The organism is Sphingobium phenoxybenzoativorans, assembly GCF_001757355.1.
Taxonomy (GTDB): Bacteria; Pseudomonadota; Alphaproteobacteria; order Sphingomonadales; family Sphingomonadaceae; genus Sphingobium; species Sphingobium phenoxybenzoativorans.
Genome location: NZ_MINO01000023.1, coordinates 13,258 through 39,551, shown reverse-complemented (window position 1 = coordinate 39,551; position 26,294 = coordinate 13,258). Strand labels below are relative to the sequence as shown.

At 58.7% G+C, this 26,294-nt stretch carries 14 protein-coding genes; 7 read left to right on the top strand and 7 right to left on the bottom strand.

Annotation, left to right across the window (positions count from 1 at the left end; translation table 11 throughout):
• Positions 1 to 31 precede the first annotated feature (31 nt).
• The 7 genes from BHQ40_RS12665 to BHQ40_RS12635 form a co-directional block, all read right to left on the bottom strand.
• Positions 32 to 2,803, bottom strand: coding sequence for a DEAD/DEAH box helicase (locus BHQ40_RS12665; protein WP_070156242.1), 2,772 nt, complete (start codon positions 2,801 to 2,803; stop codon positions 32 to 34).
• A 9-nt stretch (positions 2,804 to 2,812) separates the two neighbouring features.
• A complete protein-coding gene (locus BHQ40_RS12660) occupies positions 2,813 to 3,313 on the bottom strand; it encodes a hypothetical protein (RefSeq protein WP_070156241.1) in 501 nt (166 codons plus the stop codon).
• Positions 3,310 to 6,513 (bottom strand): site-specific DNA-methyltransferase, encoded by a 3,204-nt coding sequence (locus tag BHQ40_RS26705; protein ID WP_070156240.1) that lies wholly within the window; start codon positions 6,511 to 6,513, stop codon positions 3,310 to 3,312. Before BHQ40_RS26705 ends, BHQ40_RS12660 begins: the two co-directional genes overlap by 4 nt.
• A gap of 12 nt (positions 6,514 to 6,525) precedes the next feature.
• Positions 6,526 to 7,515, bottom strand: a complete 990-nt coding sequence (locus BHQ40_RS12650; RefSeq protein ID WP_070156239.1) for a hypothetical protein — start codon at positions 7,513 to 7,515, stop codon at positions 6,526 to 6,528.
• Positions 7,515 to 10,259, bottom strand: coding sequence for a DUF499 family protein (locus BHQ40_RS12645; protein WP_070156238.1), 2,745 nt, complete (start codon positions 10,257 to 10,259; stop codon positions 7,515 to 7,517). Before BHQ40_RS12645 ends, BHQ40_RS12650 begins: the two co-directional genes overlap by 1 nt.
• Positions 10,260 to 10,261: 2 nt before the next feature.
• Entirely contained in the window at positions 10,262 to 10,474 is a 213-nt protein-coding gene (locus tag BHQ40_RS12640) for a helix-turn-helix domain-containing protein (RefSeq protein ID WP_070156237.1), read from the bottom strand.
• A gap of 102 nt (positions 10,475 to 10,576) precedes the next feature.
• A complete protein-coding gene (locus BHQ40_RS12635; protein ID WP_070156236.1) occupies positions 10,577 to 11,569 on the bottom strand; it encodes a helix-turn-helix transcriptional regulator in 993 nt (330 codons plus the stop codon).
• Positions 11,570 to 11,643: 74 nt separating this feature from the next.
• On the opposite strand from BHQ40_RS12635, the gene BHQ40_RS12630 reads away from it, so the two are divergent.
• From BHQ40_RS12630 to BHQ40_RS12600, 7 genes are all read left to right on the top strand, one after another.
• Positions 11,644 to 11,910, top strand: a complete 267-nt coding sequence (locus BHQ40_RS12630) for a DUF4258 domain-containing protein (protein WP_070156235.1) — start codon at positions 11,644 to 11,646, stop codon at positions 11,908 to 11,910.
• 77 nt (positions 11,911 to 11,987) lie between these two features.
• Positions 11,988 to 15,089, top strand: coding sequence for a helicase-related protein (locus tag BHQ40_RS12625; protein WP_070156234.1), 3,102 nt, complete (start codon positions 11,988 to 11,990; stop codon positions 15,087 to 15,089).
• Between the two features lie 2 nt (positions 15,090 to 15,091).
• Positions 15,092 to 16,960: a hypothetical protein gene (locus tag BHQ40_RS12620; RefSeq protein ID WP_070156233.1), complete on the top strand. Its 1,869-nt coding sequence runs from the start codon at positions 15,092 to 15,094 to the stop codon at positions 16,958 to 16,960.
• 81 nt (positions 16,961 to 17,041) lie between these two features.
• Positions 17,042 to 18,529: a DUF2779 domain-containing protein gene (locus BHQ40_RS12615; RefSeq protein ID WP_070156232.1), complete on the top strand. Its 1,488-nt coding sequence runs from the start codon at positions 17,042 to 17,044 to the stop codon at positions 18,527 to 18,529.
• A 48-nt stretch (positions 18,530 to 18,577) separates the two neighbouring features.
• Complete coding sequence (locus BHQ40_RS12610) at positions 18,578 to 21,457, top strand: DUF8426 domain-containing protein (RefSeq protein WP_070156231.1); 2,880 nt, start codon at positions 18,578 to 18,580, stop codon at positions 21,455 to 21,457.
• Positions 21,454 to 22,761 carry an McrC family protein gene (locus tag BHQ40_RS12605; protein ID WP_070156230.1) on the top strand — a complete coding sequence of 436 codons (1,308 nt, stop codon included), beginning with the start codon at positions 21,454 to 21,456 and terminating at the stop codon, positions 22,759 to 22,761. Before BHQ40_RS12610 ends, BHQ40_RS12605 begins: the two co-directional genes overlap by 4 nt.
• A gap of 18 nt (positions 22,762 to 22,779) precedes the next feature.
• Positions 22,780 to 26,178: a TM0106 family RecB-like putative nuclease gene (locus BHQ40_RS12600; protein ID WP_070156229.1), complete on the top strand. Its 3,399-nt coding sequence runs from the start codon at positions 22,780 to 22,782 to the stop codon at positions 26,176 to 26,178.
• Positions 26,179 to 26,294: the final 116 nt, after the last annotated feature.

Sequence of the window (26,294 nt, the reverse complement as noted above, 5' to 3'; positions counted from 1 at the left end):
CATTCGATGGATAGATTTCGCTGGTCGCCCCCTACTTGCCGCAGATTTCGACGTACCCAATCAACTCTGCAGAATAGCTTCCATCACCGGTCGCCAGCCCCTTGTGCTTAAGTTCGCGTTGCAATGTGGGCTCGACCACATTTGCGAAGAGCTCAAGCCGTTCTTCAGCGGTCAGGAATGGTTGGGCTACTGGTGATTGTAGATACAAGACCGACTGCCTTTCAATAGCAGGCACCCGTGTGCCGTCTGGCTGCACCGCAATCGTCTGAACAGTAGTGCGCCGCTCGCCAGTCCCAACTGCCGACTCAACAATCCAGAATGACAGGAGTGTGTGGCTGACATCGTCACTGGACACGGAAATTCCCAATTGCTCCGGCGGCAAACCTCTCCAACGGCCCAGCTCTTCTTGTACCAACGGGTGGTCCAAACCGAGCAATTCGATGCCTTCCTGGCTCGTGGCTACATCACGATCGAGCGTGAAGCGCGCCTTGCGTAACCCATCAACGGCCGTGAGATCGTATGTCTGTTCATCCACCTTCGTGAGCCGCTGATGTCTGTCTGGAAGGGAGGAAGACATGAACTGGATGATCCTCCCCATGCCGGTCGAGACGTCAGAAAGTGGCTGATATTCGTCGAGGCTGAATCCATCCAGATCCTGGAACAGATCAAATACGACCTCCCGAGCCTCTCGAGCATTTGATAGTGCTGCCTCGAGCTCGACAGTTGTTCGCTGCAGGCTGGGGTCCGACAGGGCCTCCTGATACACACGGTCATAGTTCAATCGTTCGGAGAGTTGCCCCAAAATCTGGGCTCTTAGATCCTCGGCGACATTGCCCTGATCATCGACCTTGCCCAGTGTTCTGGCGATCTCGGTGAGCTTATCGTCCAAGAGCAGGAATATCCGCCCCTCGATCGTGTCGGAAAGAACCAGATTATAGACCTGCGCAGTATGTGCTTGGCCGTAGCGATGGATGCGCCCGATCCGCTGCTCCATATCCATCGGGTTCCAAGGGAGGTCGAAATTGAACAGGACACGGGCAAATTGGAGATTGATCCCTTCACGCCCGGCGGCAGTGCAGACCAGAACACGGGGTCCGTCCTTCATACGGAAGCGGCGCTCAGCCGCTGTCTTGGCGCCATGATCGCCACCGCGAAGCACAACGACGCCTTGGCCCGGATAGACCTGCTCGATCTCACGGGCGATCAAGTCGACAGTGCCAAGGTAGGTCGCAAAGATGACCACCTTCTCGCCAGGATTCTGGCGCCACAGCGTTCCTAGCCCATCCAACAGTTTCTGGACCTTCGTCTCGCGTGGTTGCGGGAACGCGTCGAGGAGGTCGCCGATGCGCAGCCGCTCTTCCGGCAGGTGAAGATCCACGACGGAGGAGGCGATATCCTCGACGTGTGACGCAACGAACTCGCTGCCATAAGGATCAGAAGCCATTTCTAAGGCGTCGTCGTCGAGCTTTCTCGCCAGTCGGTACTTGAGGTCGGCCATCACCCGATCGACCTCGCTGCGCCCAATCGGGTCGCGGCCCAGGTTCCACTCGAGATGGATCAGTTCGCGGGCCTCATCGTAAAGGCGCTCGCGACCCTCGATATCAAGCTCGCGGTCCCGGAGGAGGGCTTCCTTGAGGGTCAGCATCAGCAAACGTCGCTTCAGAGTCCGACGGACGGCGGCGAAGCTCGAAGCAGCGATTTTCTGGAAAATCGCCATCAAGAACCCCAGGGCTCGCCCCTGGCTTCCCTGGCGCTTGGCCAGATCGAATCCGTCCTCCAGATATTCCCGCAACTTCTCGTAAAAGCGGCGCTCTTCTTCCTGCATCAGGAAGGACTCGGTGTGGACCCAGCGCCTGGCGAACAGCGGCTCACCGTCGGGCTTGCAGGCGTCCGCCTTGGTCCGGCGGTACATCACTGTATTTAGCCGGTGCCTATGCTCGACCATCTCCTCTGGACCGCCAAACAGCGTCGGATTTAGCAGCTGGATGAGCATCCAGAATTGGAAGTGGTTGCCTTGATGCGGGGTCGCGGAGAGGAGAAGGAGGTCCCGGGTGTGGCCCTTCAGAGCCTCCGCCAGTTTGTAGTTTTCGGTCTTTCTGACTTTGCCGCCTGTTCGATAGGCCGTCAGGTGGTGGGCTTCGTCGAATACCACTAGATCCCAACGTGGGGCTTCAAGAAGGCGCTTGATCCGGTTCGGCCGCTTCAATGTGTCGATGCTGGCAATCAACAGGTCGTGCTTGGCGAATGCGTTGGTCTTGCGGTCTGTGATGTCGCCCTCAGAACCGAAAACCTCAAAGTCGAGATTAAAGATCTCGTTGAGTTCACGATGCCAATTGTTCACCAATCCGGCCGGCACCACCATCAGCGCGCGGTTGAGTTCGCCGCGGCTGGCAAGTTCTCGGAGGACCAGCGCGGTCTCAATCGTTTTGCCCAGGCCCACCTCGTCAGCAATCAGAAACCTGCGGGGTGAAGCCGTCGCAATCCGGTGTGTTAGGACCACCTGGTGCGGCAAAAGGTCGATGCGGGCCGACGTCAGCGCTGATGCGCTTTCCATCAGCGGTAGGACGTGCGCCTCGTAGGAGAGCCAAGCTTTGCGCGCCCGATCGTCGGTGCCTTCAACCGACCGAAGAATACGCTCGGTGCGAGAGAGCTCGAGCCGTACCGCAGTAACTGGCACGCGGCGTTCGCCGACACTGAAAAACGCGCGAAGGTAGCCGTCACGAGCAGGGTCAAGGACAACGCCTTGGCCAAATTCTGGATGGGTAATCCGTTCGCCGGGCTGCAATTGGGGTGCTGGAACCACGCGTTTGCCTCAGGTAATTCGCAGATGGAAAAGGCCTGCGGGCTTGGCACCTTCACGCAACAGGATTTCCTGCGGGTACTCGTTGGCTTCACCCCACAGAATTCGACCGAAGGCCAATAGGCTATCGGTATGGGGGGCAGCGCAGCGCCATTCAACGGAGTCTGTGGCAGGGTGAACTTTGATGCGTCCATGGCCGGAAGGCAGCCAGAAGATCAGCGCTGCTTCACTCTCATAATGCGCTTGAAACGAGAGGATCGCATCCTTGACTGTTTCGCCTAACCACGCCTCGGCGTCACTGGGTGCCAGCAAATCAAGGCTGCCTTCCAGACCTGCTACAACCAGGGTGTTGTTCTGGTTGCTCGGAAGGTCTTCCGGCCAATTGCCTGCCGATTGCAGGAACTGACGCAGACTCCAGACCTCGTTTGCCAAACAGATCTGATTACGCGCCTCTTCATCCCAGATCCAACTGGTGCCACGCCGCTGCCAGACGGTGTCGAGTGTATGCTTCATAGATCATACTCCTCGAACAACGAGCCCTGCTGGGGCTTAGTTGCCTGAGACGCAGCCCAGGAATTGTAGATAGTGACCGCTCGCGATGCTGCGTTGCGGTTGGCCTGGTCCGGACCATTCCGTTGCAGCCACTCCAACAGCGGCTTCAGGGCTACGTGGGGTTTGAAGTTTTCGTTTTGCAATGTGTCGGATGCTTTGATGCCGCTGCCATCAAAGCAGGAGCCGATCAGCACCAGGGCTTGATCCAAGTCTGATGTCAGGCGACGCTTGTGCTTCCCAGACCAGTCACGGGCAAAATCGAGCGGGTTGACGCGTGTGAAAACCTTGCTCTTTTCGAAGCACCAGCCACGCTGTTCGAATTCATCAGGTGTCGTGATAGAGCCTTTGAGGAATTTCTGTAGCTGATCTCGTTTCATTTCGGCGGCGGTGCCGAACGTGCGTAGGAACTGGCGCGTGATCGGCTCCGCGTTGACGGGGGGCGGTTCTTTGCCCTTGTCGGCGTCCTCATCAATGAGCTGGTTGATGCCGACCAGCGCATCCTTGACGGTGATCGGCCTCCCTTCATCGACATAGACTTTGCCATAGTGACGAGAGAAATACTCAAGCGCCTTTCCGCGGCGGATCACTTGGATGTCTGCGGCAGGCAAGCCTTCCTTGGCGTGGTTTTCCAGCATCGCCTGCAACTGGCGCACGTCGGCCATGACTTCACGCCGCATGCGACCCCAGCTCACTGGGGTCGGCTCCTCGGTGCGCTTGCGACAAACGTGGATGATGTCGTACTCAATGGTTTTCGAGCCAAACTCCCCATCGCCTTTTGTCTCATCGGACCTAATTGGGTAGGTAGCCTCGAGATAATAACCGGCGTCGAAAAGGGACTCGAGCACGGCAACCCATGGTTCATCTTCGCTGTGGTGGAAAGTGAACGCGAGAATTCCGCTTGGCTTCAGGACCCGATGTGCTTCCCGCCAGCACTGCGTGAGCAGCCGCTTGTAGAACCCGTCTGGATCTTCGGGTTCGCGGGCACGATTGGCAACTGCCTCGAGAGACTTGGGTGTGTACTCGGCATTGAAATATGCTGGATATTTATCTTTTAGAGCAAGGCGGAGCCAGACGTAGAAGAAATCAGACAGCTCTGAATAATGGAGCAAACCACCAAATGGGGGATCCGTAATGACCAGATCCAGACTCGCATCTGGCACTTGTTCCAATTCAGTTGACGAGCCACAGAATGGCGCAGCTTCGCGCACGGGATCGGACGGGTAGACTTTGACACTCTTGCCAGAAACTTCGCTGGCGAGGTCAGGATCGCGCCGCTTAAGACCCTCCGCGCTCACGGCTTCCCATGGATGCAGGGCCCATTCGCGAGCTTCTAAAATCCCCTCGGAGCTTGAGGCCCAGTTACCTCGGCCCAGTGAAGGGAATACACAGTTTTCAATAACAGTCGATTTGGGGTGGTAATTATTATTGGAAAACATCGGCTCTGGGGTGTCACGCTGGGGATTCCAAAAACTAAAAAGGCACTGGTTTCTGAGGTATTGCTGAAAAGCTCCTAAAACGTATTCTCTTGATTCCCAGCTATAAGTACCGACAGTCGCGATCGATTTCAGCAATTGGCTATGCACGAGCAGCTGACGCGGATTGAACATCGTCCACCAATGGGTAAACCCGTGATTTGGCACGCCACCCTGTAAATGGTGAGTCATGAAGCCGTAAGGCAGTTCTGACCTAGGCCAATATGCTGCCAGGTCGGCATCCTTGCGCGTATCCCACTCAGCCAACGCTGCGTCATATTGCGCTGCATGTGCGTGATCAAAAGGCGCAAAAAACCGACCACTATATGGGGCGCCATTTTGGTCACGCTTGGGGGCATAACCTTGAACGGCATAGCCGGCCATGGGCCCCGTCTTACCTGAAGCCTTAATGGTATCGAGAACGTCTTGGACTGTACCGCATGCGCCGCATGCGTAATGCGATTTCTTGGGCACCGTGCCGATATCGGGTGCGAATGTCACGTCAGTCTCGGGGCAAGTTACCTCGTCAGGGAGTTCGCCCCGCACTTCCAAAAGGCGAATTTTTGCCGCCCGCTCCTGATTCCATCTGACCGAAGACGTCACATCGTCTTTAGCTGATCCACCAAAGGGATGTCCGCTGTGATCTTGCTTGGAGCTACCGGCGAGCCATTCGGGGTGAACGAGCAGCGTCAATTCGATCTTTTTGTTTGTACCTTTGCCCAGATTAATCAGTTCGGTTGCCCCACATTCGGGGCATACCACTCCCTTTTTCCGGTCAAGAACAGAGAACGGATGCTCGGATGGCGCAACGTAGAGCGGCACGTCTGGAGCCATACGCGCTGCATTTTCTTCAACGTGGAAATCCGTGCCACACTTCCGGCAGGTATGTTCCCAGTGTTTCACGCTAATTGTCTTTACCGCCATGATCGGGCTGGTCATGATTGGCGTACGATGGCCACAGCCGGTCACCTGACACGGGCCATGCTTTGACCAGAAGGTGTAAATCACCTCCGGGCCTTCATAGCTATATTCCGGCCGCTGTTCAGGGGTCAGCGTTAGAGGATCAAAATCAGCCGGCATCACGCGCTTTGTCGGAAGGTGGGTCCACTTGCCCTTCTCACCTTCTGGTCCATCGCAATAATAGTACGGCATGATCTGAGGCTTCACTTCGGCCTCAATGTCCGCCAGCAAGCGCCTGACCTCATCGAGGTCAACATTGGCCAGCTCTTGCTTCACCACAAACCAGGCAACAGGATTCAGGTCATTCCCGATCATCTGCATGCCAAGGCGTGAGCCTTCGACCAAGGTGGTCCCACCACCCATAAAGATGTCAGCCACCTTCAGGTTTTTGAAAGCGCCTTTCTTCTGGTGATTGGCGTAATAATTGTCCCACACCAGCTTCGCAGCGTGTGAAGGGTCTTCAGGAGCTTTTGTGGCAGCCGCGATCAGCATCGAACGGAAGACGCTCGACCGACGCCGGGCCCACCATTTTGACATTTGGTAGATCGGTTTTCCCGCGTTGCCCTCAATGACAGCTACTTGATTGACCGGCAGGATCGGGAAATCGACTTCCAGACAGGTTTTTGGACGGTTGGGGTCATTGAAATCAACAGTTTCAAGTGCAACCGCCTTGCCCGTACCGACTGCCTTCGCAACTTCCTGCGCCAACAATTCTTTTTTCGATGCCATTTGGCGCAATCCTTACTTTGTAATCTCGATGAAGGGCGAGAGCACCTCAAGCAGCGAGAGGCCGCCGTGTGTCAAAGTGGGGTAGCCGCCCTGACTCTTCCACTTCCAGCGGCCCACCGCGAGAAGGTGTTCGCCGTGTGGGCTTTGGATCTGAAGCGCGACTGGAGGAACGAAGGGGCCAGTTTCGCCGCATCCCTTTGAACTTCGCCTGCTGGCAAACGTCGACTTCAGAAACTGACCAACTTCCCCCTCTGCATCAGGGAAGTAGCCGGTCGCTGCATAGCCATGGTCTGACGTGATGACCAACCGACGACCCGTGGCCAGACGTTCAACGAATGCCCAGAAATCGTCGCTGTTGAGCTGATCGGTGGCATCACGGATCAGTGTATCAAGTCCCTGGCCGGCAACAGCACCATCATGGACTTTGCTGTCCGGCCAATGGTGCCAGAAAACCCAGTTTTTTGAGCCGTCGATCAAGCCTTCACAGTCTTTCCAAGGCATGTCGACGCATTCGGTGGCGGTTGGCTGGAGCCTATGCGAAAGCCCGCCGCCGTTGTTTTGCAGCTGACTTCGGCTTCCGAACCCAAGGGCCTTCGCAAATTCATTGGTTTCGCCGGGCAGTTCGGAGGCATTCGCGGAGACCTCGTGCAGAGTGAAGCCTCGCTCTTTGGCGCCTTGGAGCAACCAGGGCAGTTCGCGAAGTGAGAGGCCATCCAATATCAGCACCGCTTTCGCGCTGTATGGCTCTGACCACCAGCGCGCGAGGCGATCTGAGTTACGCTCCACAGTAGAGCCGAAGCTTCGCCAAAGGTCCCAAGCGCTGGATGACAGGAAGTGATCGAGCACACCGATCTCCCGATCGCGCTTGATGACTTCGCTCGGTGCATTGCCAACCGCCAATGGCTTTGAGGCGATCTCGACAGTCTTATCGATGATGACGCGCCACGCATCTTTGTCGGAACCTTTGGCCAAGCTCCCGAGAACCGCTGCATCTAGCGCCATCAATCGTCCTCCTTCTCGAGGCTGATCTCGAATGTCATGCCATCGGGCAGCTTCTTAAGCAGCTCCTTGAGTTGGGCACCGTTGGCTGCCGACACTTTTATCGCCACCTCGGCAACCTTGGTGGCCGGGCCGATACCCCAACCTTCAAGTTTGCCAATCAGATTGAGCGGTGAGGTGGCGGGATTGTTGAGAGGAATTCGAGGTTTAGCGCCGGGGGTTGCCGGGGTGCCGCCGAAGACACCTCCTGGAGTTGGTTGCGTCTCACCACCTGCGCCGGTGCCGCCACCAAATGGATTGGGCGGCGTCGGTGTGGCGCCACCGAACAAACCGCCAGCATCACCACCGCCCGGTGGCGTTGGTGTAACGGGCGTACTGCCACCCGTTGTTGGCACTGCCGAAGGTGCCATGAGGAACACCTCGTCGAGCTGGCGACCGGTGTAAGATAGCTTGGGACGCAGGCGCTTCCACGCTGTGTCTTCATCTTCGCCCGGCTGTGTTTGCAGATACTCCATGCCGCGCAGATTGATGGCGATCTTGCCCTTTGCGCATAGACGAAGGATGCGTTCCTTCATGGCCGTTTCGCCGAGCCACGGGATGCAATCCTGACCTGCAGGCCGGGGTTCCTGCAATTCACGAAGCAGTTTGCCTACGGCCGAATTGTCGGCCGCAGCCTCCAGGACGAGATCTTCGAAATCTTCAGGGACGAACAGATCGTTGATCAAAGCCTCTTCAATGCCCTCAGGTATCTGGGCTCCTTGCTTTTTCAGGCTCTCGACGTTGAACGAGCATTGGCTCGGATCCGCAAAATTCCAACGATGCAGAACAGCGAAGCGATCGAAGCGCTTTTTCAGCAAGTCGCGCAGCGCGCCTTGGTATTCGGCTTGCAACTTTTTGTATTCGGGGCTCTGGCCGCTCCATTCCTGCGCCTTCATTTCGGCCCGTGCTAAAATTAGGAGGTCGCGATCCTGATAAGCGTTCAGCGAGCCGGAGCGCGGGAGCAGAAATCGGATTGTGTTGCGCCGCTTCTGCAGGTGATCCTTTAACCAACGCCCCAGCGCCGGAGCAATATTGTCGGGCTCTTCAGGAAGCACCAATATCGGTAGGCGGTCATCCCATCGATCCGGCTGCTCCGCTTCATCGAGAGTCGACCACGGATCGGTCTGCCACGACTTCGGTAGTGCGATAACGCGGAAGAGCTTGGCAACCTCGTCCGTGCCGCCAATTACATAGCGCACTTGTTTGGACAGCTGGGCTTGATCGGACCCGTCGGTGAACAGCTTGTCGTTCCGTGCACAGGCCATCAATTTGGCGCGAGGGTTCTCCTCCTCGCGGAAAACAAGTCGAGGACCGTCTTGGTGGATGTTAAAGCTGTTCTCGACGATGGTCGACAGTTCCACCTGAAACGCGTTGTCATCGACCGCCTTATCGCGCGTGATATCGACCTGCAGCGTTGAAGGCTCCGCACCGGCCAAATTGCCAACCGCAATGGATCGCAGCCACAATGCCCCGACAATCTCTTGCAGGTGGGGAGCAAGGCCGGCGTGGTTGGTGACAGCTTCAGTCACGGAAATGATGTTCTGCTGGGCCTTCGCCCGAAGGGTCCGGTGATGCTCATTGGAAACCGAATCCAGCAGAGCTCCGATGCCGGAGGCGTCGTCATCTAGGCGGAAATCTGCGGCCGTGAGAACTGGCGAAGCTTCCCCGCGGCTCTTGTAAAGATTTGCCAAAATCCGGATCATATCGCGCGTTTCTTGCGCATCGGTTGCAATCAGGACTTGCTCTTCAAGCAGCCGCAAGAGGTGGGGTGCGAATGGCCAGGCCTCAGTGAATTCATTGCGCTTGCGATCTTGTTCGGACGGAGGGACATCCTGCAACCGGAAAAATTCTACCACATGCTGTGCAACCAGCGCTTCAATCGTTCCATTTGCAATCTGCAAGCGGTTGTCGAAAAGGCGATGCAAGAGCATTCGCCGTCGATCTTGCTGGATTCGTTCGGCATTGCCTCCAGCCTTAAAGTCGATGGCTACTGGGTTAACGCGATGCACCTGCTGGTATGCGTCGCTGCCGCCGTTGCGGACGGAGATCACGAGAACCAGAAGATCAGGCCTATCCTTGGCAATCTCGGACAAAATCTGAATGAAATTGAATGCCCAATTCTTCCAGGGGTATTGCTTGGTGTTAGTGAGCCCGTCGTACCAAGTCTGGAATTCGTCCAGAAGCAGCATCGTCGGTGCGGCTTCGAGCATCTCCATAATCAGCTTGTCTGAAGGAATATCGGTCTTTGCCGCACCCATGCCTTCCCACTTGCCCTTGATGTACGTCCCATGAGGATGGCGATCAAACAGCAGATCCCACAAAAACTTGTACCGTTGGCGGTGAAGGCTTTCGCCAATCACCTGCATCCCGTTGCGCAACGCGATGTTGGCAATCTTTGGATCGCTCAGTGTGGTTGCCCACGAGTTTAGCCAGGCGCCAGTAGACGCGGCATCATTCACAGCGTGAAAAAGCGCTGCCATCAAGTGCGATTTACCAAGCCCGCGCTCACCGATAACGACTACCGGGCGCCCTTGGCCAGGCCCAACAGCTTCAATGCCCTTCAGCAAATCGTGTGTTGGATATGTGATGTTGAGGAATTCCTGCGCAGCGATTTGGGTCGCGCCAGTATTGGAATCGTTCGAGAGTTCGATCGCGGTGCCTTTGAGGCGCTTGCTCCGGAATTCTTCTCTTAGCGTCAGGCCCAACATGTTCAGTCTTTCTCCCCGTGCGGCTGGCCGCCACGATCAGTTTGCGCCTTCGCCTGGTCATTCATCCACTGAATGAGGTCAGAGCGTTGGAAGCGCCAAGATCCTCCAACCTTAAACGAAGGGATTTGCCCCTCCGTCGCGAGCCGATAAATCGTTCGTTCTGTGACCTTTAGAAACTCGGCCACTTCCCGAACGGTCAGAATTTCCTCGGGCATCTTTTAACCCCGCGCGTTACCCTAAGGTAAAATATTCAAAAATATTCAATATGGCTAGGTGTTACGCGTCAGAGGCTAACATGAGGTTGTCGGATTGGGGCATCAGGGCAGCGCTGCAAAATCGGACCTCCGGTAAGGATGCACCATGTCGGCCAAAGCCGGAGGGTTGAGGACCTCGACGCTGTCGCCCCAAGCGTAGAGATGCCAACTCATTTCGAGGTGCCCTGAAGCCGTGAAGCGCACCAGCATAGATCCATCATCTAGGCGCTCAACCGCTTGGCTCGGGTGGAACTGGAACCTTGCCGCTCGATCAGCCGCTTCGGGCGCAAACTTCCAGATTACCTCACCGTACTCGGCCTCGTGATGATATGATCCAAAGGCACGGGTCGCGTATTCTCCGAGGTCGAATTCATCTGGATAGGCGAAGACCTTCGCCTGCACCTGCGCCTCCATGATGTCTTCGACCCGGTAGTGGCGATAGCGCCCGTCACGCTTGGCCGTATCGATGCCGACGAGATAACGGCGAGAGCCCAAGAGCAGGCCGAGCGGCTCGATTGTTCGCCAACTTGGCTTCGTATCACCTCTGCCTTGGTACTGAATTCTCAGCTCGAACGGTCCCTTTATTGCCTCCGAAATAGCGAGATCGACTGCCTCGTTCAGCGATGGGCGTGGGCCAGGTCTGGCAGCAAAGCCCATGGCTTCGAGCAGAGCTTCCTCATCGGTCGCCAGACGAAGCGTACGGTCGCTGGGAATCAGAGCACGGACTTTGCGCTCAAGGCTACGCAGCTGGACAGCCTCGCCGTTCATGTCCACCCGCTCGAGTTCGCTGATCGCCGACCTGAGGCTTACAAGCTCTTCTGCTGATGGGGTGAGGAGTGGCGCGACCGCCCGAGACGGCAGGCGCCAATAGTGCCGGCCATCGTCACCCACATAGTGTTCGGTCGCAGGAAACGCCTCTTCGAGAGCCGCGATCATGCGCTGTGCCGTCCGCCGGACACCGCCGAATTCTGCTTCCACATCACTAAGACAAACCCCCTGGCGGGACGTGGCCATCATCGCGAGACGCAAGAGATCCACCGCCTTGGCAAATGACATAGAGGGCCCCCATGACAGTTTCTGTCACCCCGATGATTTAGACACAAATCACCATCAAGGGAAAGGACGATCAGATGTTTACGCACCACGCCGAAGCCCGCATGCAGCAGCGCGCGATTTCTCATCAGGCCGTCGATGCTCTGATGGCCTATGGAGAGTATCGTCGTCATCGCGGCGCCGAGATTTGCTATCTTACCCGGCACAGCCGGTCCCGGATGCTCAAGGACATAGGCAAATCGGCGTTCCTCAAGCTGGAAAAGGCGCTCGATGCTTACCTCGTGGTAGGCGACGACGGGGCACTTATTACTGCGGCACATCGTCATCATCGACTTAAATTCTGATGGTTTACTGAGCAGTCAGACTTGACCGCCAAGGTGTGCTTCGAACAGATTTGCCACTCCTAGCTTGGGGGAAGACTTTGGAACCTGGTACCCGCGTTCGGCTCAAAGGTGATCCGTCGTCCATCGGCGTGATCACGTCAAAGCCCCCATTGGAAAGGGCCGGACGCACCTTCATCGAGATCGAATTGCCTGCTGGCCGGCGAACGGTGCCGCTGATCGAGCTCGAGGAAGTGCCCGAGACTGCCGATGCTTTGACCGATTTTACAACCGGCAAGCTCTCCGGGCCCGACGACCTGCGGCGAGCGCTGACGCACATGCGCATGACCGGCAAGCTCGCTGACATCATCTACAGCATCGGCGCGACCAACACCGAATTCCATGCCTACCAGTTCAAGCCCGTCCTGAAGCTCCTCAATTCGCCGTCCCGCGGCGTGCTGATCGCCGACGAGGTGGGCCTTGGTAAGACCATCGAGGCTGGCCTTATCTGGACCGAGCTGGTCGCAAGATTTGATAGCCGCAGGTTGCTTATCGTCTGCCCCAAGCCGCTCACGGAAAAGTGGCGAGAAGAGCTCCGCTCGAAATTCAATGTCGACGCCCGCATCTGCGATGCGGCTGACCTGTTGGACCGAATCAAGGACGACCAGGTCCGGCGTGAGGGTTTCGCTGCGATCGTCTCGATCTCGGCAATCCGGCCACCCAAAAACTGGAACAATCCTGATGAACCCGCCAAGGGGCCGCGAGCAGAGCTTGCACGCTACATGGCCGATGCCGAGGAAGAACTGTTCGACCTCGCTGTGTTCGACGAGGCGCATCACCTCCGCAACACCGAAACGCTCAATCACAAGCTCGGGCAGATGGTGAGCGAGGCGTCCGACTATTCGGTCTTCCTCTCGGCTACTCCAATCAATCTGCGGGCAAACGACCTCCGCGCGATCCTCAAGCTGATCGATCCGGAAACATTCGAGCGCGAGTGGCTTTTCGACGTCCTTCAGGCCGAGAACGCTCCGATGATCGCAGCCTGGGAAGCGGCGCGCGATCCGCGGACATCGATGGGTGACCTCATCAAATTGGTGGATGAGCTGCCGGAAGGCCAGGTGCTCAAGACCGGGGGGCGCCTCAAGCGCCTACGCCATGAACTCGCGCAGGGGATGGAGGATACGCCGGCCAATCGGGTGGCAGTGGCAGCCCGCATCGAGGAAATGTCGCTGCTGGGCTCGCTTATCAACCGCACGCGCCGGCGCGATGTCGCCGAGTTTCGCGTGGAGCGCCGTCCCCAGGCGCCGCGCTGGGAAATGTCCGATACCGAGCGCAACTTCTACGATGCCGCGACGCAACGGATCGAGGAATACGCCTACACCCACGACATCAACGAGCGGTTTCTACTCGCCCAAACCCAGCGCTTTCTCGCTTCGAGCTTGCCTTCAGCCTATCGCCATTGGGGCGAGCGCAGCGGCTCACTCGATCTCGATGAGGAAGAGGATGACCGCCCGCCGTCGAAAGTTCCTGGCCCCCTGATCCAGGCTCTCGGCGAGATTTGCGACGATCCCGCCATCCTCAAGGAGCTTGAAGCCTCCGACACCAAATTTGCGCGATTGGTCGAATGGCTCGGCCGTGTCCGTGAGGCAGACGGTGATCAACGCATCATCGTCTTCTCCAGCTTCCGCCGGACAATCTCGTACCTCGCTCGTCGCCTCAAAGCCGCTGGTTTTGGCGTGATGGAACTGCACGGCGGCATCAAGGACGATCGCCAGGCGACGATTGCGCGCTTTGCCGAATCACCCGGCGGGACCATCCTGCTGACTTCGGAAGTCGGCGGTGAAGGCCTCGACCTTCAGTTCTGCCGCATCCTTTTCAACTGGGATCTCCCCTGGAACCCGATGAAGGTCGAGCAGCGCATCGGTCGTATCGATCGTATTGGCCAGCGATCCCCGTCGATCGAGATCATCAATCTGATCGCCGCCGATACAATCGAGGAGCAGGTGTACAATCGGCTCTACGAGCGCTTGGGCATCATTCGTGAAGCTCTTGGCGACTTCGAGCCGATCCTAGGCGACATCATCCGCGACATCGAACTGGTTCTCACCGATCCGGAGCTCAGCCCCGACCGGCGGGCTGCAGAGCTCGATCGTGCCACCCAGGCTGCTGAACAGCGTAAGCGCGAGAGCGACGAACTTGAACGCGAAGCACCGGGTCTGGTTGCCCATGGCGATAGCATCCTTCAGAAGATTAAGGATGCTCAGGCACCCTACAAGCGGCTGACCGGCGATGATTTGCGGGACTATGTGTCCGCTGTCTTGACACACAGCTATCCCGGCACACGGATTGAGCCGATCGCGAACCTCGACATCGACGCCTACGACATCCGCTTGTCACCGAAAGGGCAGGCCGACTTCGAACGCTACCGTTCGCAACACATCCGCCGCTACCCCACGCGCTTCAGCCGTGACGCTGCGAGCGGGGTGAAAGTCATATTCGGGAGCAATCCCGAGCCCTTGCGCTATCGTGCGCTAGAAGCAGTTCCGATGACCCATCCGTTGGCGAGGTTTTGTGCGCGGATCCTTGATGATCGACAGGCAGGGATGGCTCCGCGCCCGGCCACTGCGTTCCATATTGCAAAGCCTGCCGGACTGAAACTCAAGGCGGGCAACTATGCTGTGGCTGTCCAGCGCTGGTCGATTGACGGGCTCTTGCCGATTGATCGGTTGACCTTTCTGGGCGTGAACCTGTCGACGCAGACCATTGTCCCGGAAGACGATGCAGAACGCCTTCTCATGGAGGCGCTCGCCGCCGCGCCGTGTTTGCAAGGCCTCGATCCGGCCGAGCGCGATTCAGCCAGCGCGGTGATCTCGGATAGGCTTCTGCCGTCGCTCGAGGCCATGTGGGACGACTTTCAGCAGGCGACCGCCGCCGATCACTATGACCGCGTCGAGACGCAACGCGCGCTGATTGTCGAACATAAGGAGCGCAGGCGCCGCGAAGCCGAGAGCAGGATCCGGGATCTGCGGCTGACCGGCGGCGATGGACGCATGCGCATTGCCCTTCTTGAGCAAGGCAAGCTCAACAAGTTCCTCGCCCGAATGGACGTCAAGTTGGACGAGATCGCCGAGCGAGAAAGGCGACTGACGTTCGAGGAGCCCATCCTCGCAGGCATTGCGCTCATTAAAGTTGGGGGGCGGTGAGCATGGGAAAGAAGGGGCAGACATTCGGATCGTTTGCTGACGCAGCCGAGGCTTTGAAAAAACTCAAGTGCGCGCCCGGCGCTGCTCAGCACCGGCGGATCGACCCGCGAGCAAAGCCCAATCACTCCCATACAAACGGGTTTGCCGATGTCGAGGCAGCCATGAAGAGCAAGGCCGAAGGTCAGGTCGCAAGCGCGCCGCCGAAAGCCAAGCGTCAGGAGTTTGAGGTTCGGCCGACTGGCCGCGGACGATCCAATGTCGTTCCGGTCGAGACGGCGGCGCCTCTCCCGCATCAAATCAAGGCCGGTTTGCTACCCAAGCGGCCTCTCGAAGAACGCAAGAAACCCGAACTTTCCTCGCCCATCGCCATGCAGGGTCCGCCCGCCGCTTTGCCCCCGCCAAAGGCTGAAGCCGTCAGTGGGAAGAAGGCAGCTAACGGCAAGGCTCGATTGCCACTCCTTCCTAATCTCATCGTCGCCAAGCCAAAACGGGTCCGGCATCCGGTCGAAAGGACACCCACAGTCCCGGTAGCCCCTTCACCACCGCCGCCGCCAACGACCAAACAGCTCATTGAGCGAATTCGGGTGTTGTTTGGTGAGGCGCCGCCTCCGATCGAAGCACGGCCGCAGCGCGCGCTCCCCTGGGTTCGTACGGGCGTCGAAGAGTGCATCGCGTTCGGTGCCGAGGTCATTCGGGCAAAGCCGGAGCCTGACCATTCGGGGTACATCATTGGCTGCGACTTCGGAACGAGTTCAATCAAGCTCGCCGTTCGCCAGCCTTACCGGGCGGGCAATCCGACCGCCGCACGGCCCGCACCCAATTTGCTGCAATCGAACCGGCATCCCTATTTGTGGCAAAGCGTGATCTGGTTTTCGCCCGACACCCAAGAATTCTCCCTGCTGCCCGGTAAAGGCAAGGTGGCGCTGGAAGGCTTCAAGGCAGGCATTCTCGCCGGTGGCGGCGGCAAGCGCATTCTGCCTGACTTGGCTGTCACGCGAAACGAAGCCGCGGCAGCGTTCCTTGCGCTTCAGCTGGCGCATTGCCTTGGCTGGTATGGGAAGACCTTGCCGTTGGGGGGAGATGCAGCCAGGAACGTCCTGGCTATCAACATCGGAATTCCGGTCGCAGCCCAGGACGACACCAAAACCTACCGGGATTTCAGGCACATCGTGAGCGCCGCGCGGGCGTTGATGCCTCATGCGACCTGCCTCACCCACAGCAAGGTTCGAGAGTGCTATCAGGCCTCAACGCACGATCTGCCGGCTGGCTTTGACCTCGTGCCCGAGCTCACCGCAGCCATCTCAGGTTACGCCAATGAGCCGTTTGCTAGGGACGGCGCTCATATCCTCATCGACGTTGGCGCATCGACGCTCGACGTTGTGGCCTTCAACCTCGTCAATCGCGAGCGCGTCGCAGCCTTTGCCGCTGAGGTAAATCTGCTCGGCGCCGCAGCACTTGAAGCCGCGCGAGGCGACGGCTTCCCGGATGATCTGTTTCGGCGGGCTTGCATCGAGCAATACGATCAGGTCTTCAATTATGCGCGGCATCCCCGCGTTGCTCCGCGCAATTTCGATGCAACCCTGCGCCGCAATCCTGTGCAGCTTATGGCGATCGGTGGCGGTTGCAAGACCGCGGTGCACAAGGAATTTATTGCTCGGGTGCACCCCACACTCGGCGATCTAAAGCTCATGCACCCAAGCCCTCCCGCGCAGATGACGAGCATTAAATGCGATACCTCCCGACTGCTCCTCGCCTATGGCCTTACCTCGGACATTCCCGAGCAGCTCGAACTGCGCCGACCGTCGGAGATCCCGCTGATCAATGATCAGCAGAGCGCCCCGATCTCTTTCATCTCGAAGGATGATGTTTAAGCCCGAGGTGACAGATTTTGTCATCCCACAGTGCTAGAGTGCACGCTGGGCATTGGGAATAAGGGGGCATGACGTAGTTCAATGAGTTCTGGCAGCCGGAAGTTCGGCCTTTCCAAATCGAAGATCACCTCCTTCGAGCAGTGCCCGAAGCGATTGTGGCTGCAGACGCATCGGCCTGACCTTGCAGAGCTCGATGCAGGTGCTGAGGCGCGCTTCGCTGCTGGTCATGAAGTTGGGGACGCTGCCTGCTCACTGTGCTCCGGCGGCATTATGATCGAGGCCGAGCCGGACCTTGCCGCTGCGCTTCAGCGGACCCAGGAACTCACGTCCGCATCAGCCCAAGACCCGCTGTTCGAGGCTACCTTTGCCCACGATGGTGTGCTCGTTCGCGTCGATATCATGGAACCCGACGGGCTTGGGGGCTGGCACGTTGCCGAAGTGAAAAGCTCGACGAGCCGCAAGGACTACCATGTCGCCGATCTGGCGACCCAGCTCTGGGTGCTGCGTGAGGCTGGGGTCCAGGTGAGTTCGGCCGCCATCCGGCATCTCAACAACCAATTCTTCCTGACGGAGGAGGGAAACTACCATGGCGCATTCGTGGATACGCCATCTCTGGAGGATGCTAAGCTGATCGCCCTCAAGCGCCCAAAGTTGGTCGCTGAAATCAGGTCTGTCCTTGATGGGGAAGAGCCCGCTCGCGATCCCGGCGGTCATTGCCATGATCCGTTCCCGTGCGAATTTGTGGCCTATTGCTCGCGCGATCTGGAAACGGCGCGCTATCCAGTTTCCTCGCTGCCCCGAACGGGTCGGCAACTTGCCGCCAAGTGGGCCGAACACGGCATTGTCGAGCTTGAGGATGTCCCGCCTGGCAGTTTCACCAATGCCGTCCACGCGCGCATTCATGAAGCGACCTTGTCGGGCATCCCCTACCACGACGTCGACGGAGCGCGGCGGATCGTCGACAATTGGACATTTCCTCGAACCTATCTCGATTTCGAGACGATCGCCTTCGCCTTGCCTCGCTGGCTCGGAACGAAACCCTGGGAACAAGTCCCCTTTCAATTTTCAGCCCACATCGAAGATTGCGAAGGGCAGATCACTCATCGTGAGTTCTTGAGCCTGGATGGCAAAGATCCTCGTCGCGCCTGCGCCGAGGTACTGGTGGCCCAGATCCCCCAGGATGGGACCGTCATCGCGTACAATGCAGCCTTCGAGCGGACATGCATCCTCCGGCTGGCGGAGCGGTTTTCGGATCTCGCCGACGATCTCAAGGCGATCGTAGCGCGCATTGTTGATCTTCTGCCGGTTACCCGCGAGCACTGGTACCACCGCGATCAGGGCGGCAGTTGGTCTATCAAGGCTGTCCTGCCGACCATCAGCAATAGCGGCGACTACGCCGCGCTGGATGTCGCGGATGGTTCTGCGGCGCAGCTTGCCTACCTCGAAGCAATTGCGCCGGTCACGACCGAGGCCCGGGTGGCTGAATTAGCGCAATCGCTCAGAACTTACTGTGCAAAAGACACATTCGCCATGGTCGAAGTGGTTCGCCACCTCACAGATACAAAATAGTCTGCAACCCTTTGTCTGATCGATTCAAAGCGTTTTGAGAAAGCACTGATGCAAGAAGCCGAATTTCGAAAGTGGATGGTGGATCAAGGCCATTCCTTGTCTACGCAGAACACCCAGGCGCAAGACGCGAAGCGTCTTGAGGCGCACTATGGCGATCTCGACGAAGCCTATGACGCCGATGGCCTCGAAGGCATCAAGGCCCAACTTTCCTATTCGAAGGCCGATGAGCGTGCCGGCCGGGAAAACCCGGCTCGCTTTCCGATTGATGGCAATCTCTATGCGAATCTCTCGCATTACCGCTCGACGCTGAATTACTACATCCAGTTCCGGTCAGGGTCTGCGGGAGAAGGGTTTGACAGTGTCGATGCCGAGAAGCGGATCGCACTCTTTGACGATTCCAGGACGGTTCACTGGCCCATTCGCCAAACCAACCGGCAGTCGGGGGTCAAAGCTTTCCGGATCATGGGAGCCTCGAACAAAACTGAAGATGCCATTGAAACCGACGATGTCTTGGCGGTGGCTCGGGCTCTGTTCAAGGAACAGCGTCTGGTCCGGGTGCTGCGGTCCAACAACGGCCGGCGGCCCTATCTGGGATACGGCAAACAGAAACTGACTTCCTATGAAATCGACCCAGAGATTGCCCAAGCTCTGGGCATTCCCGCGAAGGGTTCAATTCACGGGAATGACCTGATCCTCGACGCCGCCGTGCTTGCGGACCTCAAGGCTCGTTTCCTGCGGACCTATCCCGATTTTGAACCGGAAGGATTTGCCGGTGCGACCTCGCAAGTTTTCAGCGATGTCATCAACTACAAGCGGGAGGCGGTCGCCAAGGTTGCGGCGCTCCTGCAGTCAGAGCCGCCGCTGGCGCCCGAGGCGCTGGGCGGCGCCTTGTTCGACATCCTGACGGGTATCGATCTTCCCGGTTGGCGGACCAACAACCGTCTCGCCGCCATTCGCCAGCAGCATCCGAATGTTCTCGAACTGGCAGCGGCCCAATTGGCCCGCTCAAGCGATGACCCGCCGGCGGCGGCCAAACAAATGGTCGACGCGATCTGGCCCGTCCTTCTGGAGGGCCAGGAGAAGAGCAAGCCCTACTCGGAGAGCCGCAATATCCCGTCGATGTTCCTGGCGCTGGTCAGACCGCGCGATGCCCTGGGCATCAACACCGACCCGCTCTCGAGGGCCTATAAGGCTTTGGTTCACAAGCCGCTGTTCGGCTGGAGCCCGCTGTCAGCCGAAGAATATGCCGAAGTGCTCCGCTTCGCGCACAAGCTCTACGAGGAAATGGTCGGTTGGGGATGGCAGCCCCGAGACCTGTGGGACGTCCAGAGCTTCCTCTGGGTCGTGAGCCAGGAAGACCAAGCTGCTGATGCAACGCAAGAAATTTCAGAAATGAGGCCAGCCATGCCGCCTGCAACCAACCTGATCCTTTACGGGCCTCCGGGAACGGGAAAGACCTATGCGACAGCCGCCGAGGCCGTGGAAATCTGCAACGGTCCAGGATCGGCGCAGCTTGGCCGCAAGGAACTGATGGATGTCTATCAGTCCCTGCATCGCAAGGGGCGCATCGGCTTTGTCACGTTTCACCAGTCCTTCTCCTACGAAGAGTTCGTCGAAGGACTGAGGCCCGTCACGGGCGAGGAGAGCGACGATGGTCCGGCCAGTGGAGGGTTCAGCCTGAAGCCCCACGACGGCATCTTCAAGCAGATTGCCAATCTTGCCTCTGAAAACCGTGGCCATGCAGTCGACGCCGAGAAGCCGCTGCTCGATCGAAGCCAGAAGATCTTCAAGATGTCGCTCGGGCGAAGCTGGGCAGCAGAAGATGACGCAATCTTTCAGGATGCAATCCGCGATGGGTACATTGTCCTGGGATATGGCGGCGACGTCGATTGGTCCGATCCCCGTTTCGACAAGTGGGAGGCAATCAAGGAACGGTGGCGCGAGGATCACCCCGAGGCGACCGGCAACGATCCCAACATGTCCCAGATGTACGCCTTCAGAATCAACATGGAAGTCGGCTCGCTGGTCGTTGTGTCGGACGGCAACAGGAAATTCCGGGCGATTGGCCAGGTCACCGGGGGCTATCGTTTCGTGCCCGGTCCCAACGGTGAGTACAATCATCGCCGATCGGTCAAATGGCTGTGGCACTCTGATGAGAGCCTCCCGCGCGAACGCATTTACGGGAAGATCTTCAGCCAGGTTTCCGTCTACCAGCTGAACAGCCGATACATCGACTGGGACGCGCTGGAACAGATCGTCACCTCAGGTGGCGATGCGGTGGCTACCACGGGTGTTCCCGAACCCTACGTGCTCATCATCGACGAGATCAACCGCGCGAATATTTCGAAGGTCTTCGGTGAACTCATCACCTTGCTCGAGCCGGACAAGCGGATCGGCGAGGAAAACGAGCTTCGCGTGAAATTGCCCTACTCGGGCGAGATCTTCGGCGTTCCGTCGAACCTCCACATCATCGGCACGATGAACACGGCGGATCGCTCCATCGCCTTACTCGACACCGCTCTGCGCCGGCGCTTCACCTTCCGAGAGCTCATGCCGGACACCGAGGCGCTGCCTAAGGATGTCGATGGCATTGCGCTCAGAAAGCTCCTTGCCATTCTCAACGAGCGCATCGAGTATCTCTTCGACCGGGAACACCAGATCGGGCACGCCTACTTCATGGGGTGTGCGACCCGCTCCGACGTCGATGAATGCATGCGACACAAGGTAATCCCACTCCTCGCCGAGTACTTCTACGAGGACTGGTCCAAGGTCGCCGCCGTGCTTGGCGATACGACGGGCGAGCGCTTCTTGGAACGACGGGAACTGAAGGCCCCCAACGGCCTCGACTCCGATGGCGACGCTCCAGCTCGCTGGCGCTGGCAGGTCCGGCAGCCGTTTGCAGACGACGCCTACAAGGGCTTTGCGTGATCCGGCGATCGCTCCTCGAATGGCAATCGCTCGCTTATGGCGAGGGTGAGGAATGCATCCCTGAATGGGCAGCAGACAGGCTTGTCGCCGTTGCGCGCCGCTCTCCTTTGGCCGGCAAGAATGGCAAGGGAATCCTGGAGCATGGCCGGCATTCCCTTGGGGCGCGTCAGGTCGTGGGCGTGATTGTCGCTGATGGGTGTGCGCTGGAGATCCTGCCCAAGATCGATGCGAAGCCTTCAGCGAGCGATCCCGACAATCGCGGCTACTTACGGGATCGGCTGGTGCATATGCTGGCCGTCGCGCTCGATCTGGAAATCGACAGCGGGACGTTGACGGCGCTTGGCTCTCAACGCGACACCTTGCTCGAAGTCTTGATCGGGCTGTTTTCCCGCAAGCTTGCCGACGCCCTGCGTCAGGGCATGCCGCGTCGCTACATGGCCTGCGAGGATGAATTGCCCGCGCTTCGCGGGCGACTTGATGTGGTGCGGCAGTTTACGAGTCTCGCCGCCTCGCCCCAGCGTCTCGCCTGCCGTTTCGATGAACTGTCGCCTGACACTCCGCTCAATCAGATCATGAAAGCCGCTGTCTCCCGGTTGCTGCGCGTTTCGAACAATGCGGACAACCAGCGCAGGCTGGCCGAGCTGGGCTTCGCCTATGCCGACATTGCCGATGTTCCGGTAAGCGGATTGCGCTGGGACGACGTGCATCTTGATCGGACCAACGCGCGCTGGAAGGAGCTGATCACGCTAGCTCGGCTTCTCCTGGGCGACCGGTTCCAGACGAGTTCGATGGGCCGGCAGGATGGCTTCTCGCTTCTTTTTGAGATGAACACGCTGTTCGAGGAGTATGTGGGGCGCCTGCTCAAGCGCGCGCTCTCAGGCACAGGATTTAGCGTCAGCCTTCAAGGTGGACGTCTCTTTTGTCTCGAGAATGAGACCGATGGCCGCCAGGTGTTTCAGACCAGGCCCGATATTCTGGTGAAGCGTGGCAATGAGGTCGTGCAGATCATCGATACCAAGTGGAAGCGGATTTCCTCCCGGATCGATGATCCCAAGCAGGGGGTCTCCCAGGCCGACGTCTATCAGATGATGGCCTATGGTCAGATCTACCACTGCAACTGCCTCAGTCTGCTCTATCCGCATCACTTCGCACTGGCTGACGGCCCTGGTGCTCTGGCTTCGCACCGGATCGGCGCGGATCAGGCCCGGCTCCACACGATGAGCGTCGAACTCGGCTCCCGGCAGGCCGTCATCCAACAATTACGGCAGCTCACGCTCGAGTTTGCCGAAGCTGAAGTGTGCTGAGTTTTCGGGGACTAAATCGTGCAAATTCAAAATGGAACGCCGCGCCTCAGCGCTACCGATCTGGTCGGATATCTGAACTGCCGGCACTTGACCCAGTTGGAACATGCGGCAGCGCGCGGTGAGCTTTCACGTCCGAAATTCTTCGATCCCGCGCTCGAGGCGCTCTGGGAGCGCGGCAAGCAGCACGAACTGGCCTATGTGGAGCATCTGCGCGCCCAAGGCCTATCTTCCGTTGTGATCGACGGTGTGGATATCACCGAGGAGGCCGTCGCTCAAACCATCGCCGCTATGCGGGCGGGCGTTGACGTGATCGTCCAGGGGGCGCTGCGAGGCGGATCCTGGGCCGGCCGTGCCGACATTCTGCAGCGGGTCGAGACCCCAAGCGACTTCGGCGATTGGTCCTATGAAGCCGCTGACACCAAGCTCGCCCGTGAAACGAAAGGCGGCACAGTTCTCCAGCTTTGCCTCTACTCCGAGCTCATTGGCGAAGTGCAAGGCACCATGCCGGTCTTCGCCAGCGTCATCCCGCCCTGGACCGACTTTGCACCGGAGCGGTATCGGCTCGCCGATTTCGCCGCTTATCATCGTCAGGTGAAGCAGGGATTGCTTGGAGCGATCGGAACCGACAAGCCCGGGCAGACCTACCCGGAACCGACGTCAAACTGCGATATCTGCAATTGGAGCACGCGCTGCGACAAGCAACGCCGGGATGACGATCACCTTTGCCTCGTGGCGGGCATCTCCTCGATGCAGATCGCAGAGCTCAAGGATCATGGCGTCACCACGGCAACGGCGCTGGCTGAACTGCCGCTGCCCCTGCAATGGAAGCCGGAGCGTGGCTCGAAAGAATCTCTGACCCGCGTCCGCGAGCAGGCCAGGATCCAGCTTGAAACCAGAGCCAGTGGCAAACTGCGCTACGAACTGCTGGCGCCGGTGGCAGGTTTCGGCCTCAACTGCCTGCCTGAGCCTTGCGAGGGCGATATCTTTCTCGACTTCGAGGGGGATTCCTTCGTCGGCCAGCATGGGCTGGAGTATCTCCTGGGCTTCCACTTCAGCGAGAAGGGCGAGCCACAGTACCGCGGGCTTTGGGCGCTTGATCGGGCTGGCGAGAAGGCAGCCTTCGAGACATTCATCGATTTCGTGCTCGAGCGAATGAAGCTCTTTCCGCAGCTTCATGTCTACCACTACGGCGGGTACGAACCAGGGGCGCTCAAGCGGCTGATGGGGCGATATGGCACGCGCGAAGACGATCTGGATTCGCTGCTGCGTGGCCTTGTCTTCGTCGATCTGCTGAGCGTGGTCCGCCATTCGCTGCGGGCCGGCGTAGAGAGCTATTCCATCAAGAAGCTCGAGCCGCTCTATGGCTATGTTCGGGACGCGAGCCTTCCCGATGCCAACCTAGCGCTCAACCGGCTGCAGGTGAGCCTCGAACTGAACGACGCGGCGGGAATTCTACCGGAGGATAAGCAGACCGTCGAAGCCTACAACCGCGACGACTGTGTCTCGACCGAGGCTCTGCGCGATTGGCTGGAGGCCGAACGCGCTAAGCTCATCGATCGAGGCATCGAGGTGACGAGACCGGAGCCAGGGGAAAGCGGACCGAGCGAAGGCCTTTCCGAATGGCTCGAGCGGATCACGCCGCTGATTGAGCAGCTGACTGCCGACGTGCCTGTCGATCCGGAAGAGCGCACCGCCGAGCAGCATGCGCGCTGGCTCTTGGCAAATCTTCTCGAGTGGCATCGCCGCGAGGAGAAGGCGACCTGGTGGGAATATTTCCGCCTCTGTGATCTGTCCGCAGACGAGCTTATCGATGAGCGCGCCGGTCTTGCAGGCCTCACCTTCCTGGAGACGGTTGGTGGCACAGCCAAGTGCCCGATCGACCGCTACACCTTCCCCGTGCAGGAAGCCGATATCCGCGCGGGCAAAGGGCTGCGGACGCAGGGTGGTCAGACGCTGGGCACCGTTGAGGATATCTCGAGGGAACAGCGCACCATCGACATCAAGAAGGCCTCGGCGATGGCGGACGAACATCCGGCCGCGGTCTTTGTGCATGAGCATGTCCCGTCGAAACCGATGCAGGAATCGCTGGTCCGACTGGCAACCCATGTGTGCGAGCATGGCATGGCCGAGGGAGCAGCCTACCAGGCAGCGCGCGACATGCTGATGCGCGTGGCGCCGCGCATAGCAGACAGCAGCCCAGTTCGGCTTGAAAAAGAAAAGCCGCTTGATGCCGGTGTGCGTATCGCCCCTCTGATCTCAGCAGGCGTCTTGCCGATCCAAGGTCCTCCTGGCACTGGCAAGACCCACACCGGTGGGCACATGATTTGCGAGCTTGTCCGCCAGGGCAAGAAGGTCGGGATCGTGGCCAATGGTCACGAGGTGATCCGCAATCTCATGAACAAAGTCATTGAGGTCGCTGAGGAGACCGATACCCCCCTGGTCTGCATTCAAAAGCCGAAAGGCGGGTCCAAGGAAGAAGGAACCGACCGGCTGCGGTTCGCGAAGAAGAACAATGCGGAGGTCTTCGCCGCGCTCAACGCGGATTGCAGCGTTGCAGGCGGCACAGCATGGCTGTGGTCGACCGAGGATGCCTTTGAAAGTCTCGACGTTCTCTTTGTCGACGAGGCGGCACAAATGTCGCTGGCGAATGTGCTGGCCGTTTCGCAGGCGGCAAAGACCCTGGTTCTGCTCGGAGACCCGCAGCAACTCGACCAACCCATGCAAGGCAGCCATCCGGACGGCACCGGCTGCTCTGCGCTCGACCACCTGCTTTCGGGCAAGCAAACCATCGCACCCGACGAAGGCCTGTTTCTCGACGTCACCTGGCGACTTCATCCGGATATCTGTGCGTTCACATCCGAGCTGTTCTACGAGGGCAAGCTCGGAGCGCAGGCAGAAGCGGCCGGGCAGCGGGTGAACGCGAAGGGGATCGCCCATGGCACGGGTCTGAGGTTCGTTCCCGTTGAGCATTCCGGCAATCAGAATTGCTCATCCGAAGAGGCTGACGTCATTGCCGAACTGGTCTCCGACATACTGGCACAGGGTGCGACCTGGATCGATCGCGAGGGGAATGAAAAGCCGCTCGCAATCGCAGACATACTGATCATCGCCCCGTACAATGCCCAGGTGTTCGAGATCCAACGCCGGCTACCCCAAGCGCGGGTCGGGACGGTCGACAAGTTCCAAGGCCAGGAGGCGCCAATCTCGATCTATTCGCTGGCCAGCTCCTCCCATGCCGATGCGCCGCGCGGGATGGAATTTCTGTACAGCCTCAACAGATTGAATGTTGCGACCTCGCGCGCAAAATGCGTCACGATCCTTGTCGGGTCTCCGCAAGTTTTCGAGGCCGAATGCCGCACACCTCGTCAGATGCAACTCGCGAATGCCTTCTGCCGATATCTTGAACTCAGTTCATGAAGATGCCGCCGAACATCGCTTGGCACTCATGATTTTGTGTGTCAGAATCGCTGCATTAAGCCCGGAAATCTGCAATAATGCAGCGATTTTGGAGCAGTCGGCCTGCTGAATAGGTG

Coding starts and splice junctions, on each gene's coding strand:
- BHQ40_RS12660 (WP_070156241.1), bottom strand. CDS start 3,313: ATGAAGCATACACTCGACACCGTCTGGCAGCGGCGTGGCACCAGTTGG.
- BHQ40_RS26705 (WP_070156240.1), bottom strand. CDS start 6,513: ATGGCATCGAAAAAAGAATTGTTGGCGCAGGAAGTTGCGAAGGCAGTC.
- BHQ40_RS12650 (WP_070156239.1), bottom strand. CDS start 7,515: ATGGCGCTAGATGCAGCGGTTCTCGGGAGCTTGGCCAAAGGTTCCGAC.
- BHQ40_RS12645 (WP_070156238.1), bottom strand. CDS start 10,259: ATGTTGGGCCTGACGCTAAGAGAAGAATTCCGGAGCAAGCGCCTCAAA.
- BHQ40_RS12640 (WP_070156237.1), bottom strand. CDS start 10,474: ATGCCCGAGGAAATTCTGACCGTTCGGGAAGTGGCCGAGTTTCTAAAG.
- BHQ40_RS12635 (WP_070156236.1), bottom strand. CDS start 11,569: ATGTCATTTGCCAAGGCGGTGGATCTCTTGCGTCTCGCGATGATGGCC.
- BHQ40_RS12630 (WP_070156235.1), top strand. CDS start 11,644: ATGTTTACGCACCACGCCGAAGCCCGCATGCAGCAGCGCGCGATTTCT.
- BHQ40_RS12620 (WP_070156233.1), top strand. CDS start 15,092: ATGGGAAAGAAGGGGCAGACATTCGGATCGTTTGCTGACGCAGCCGAG.
- BHQ40_RS12615 (WP_070156232.1), top strand. CDS start 17,042: ATGAGTTCTGGCAGCCGGAAGTTCGGCCTTTCCAAATCGAAGATCACC.
- BHQ40_RS12610 (WP_070156231.1), top strand. CDS start 18,578: ATGCAAGAAGCCGAATTTCGAAAGTGGATGGTGGATCAAGGCCATTCC.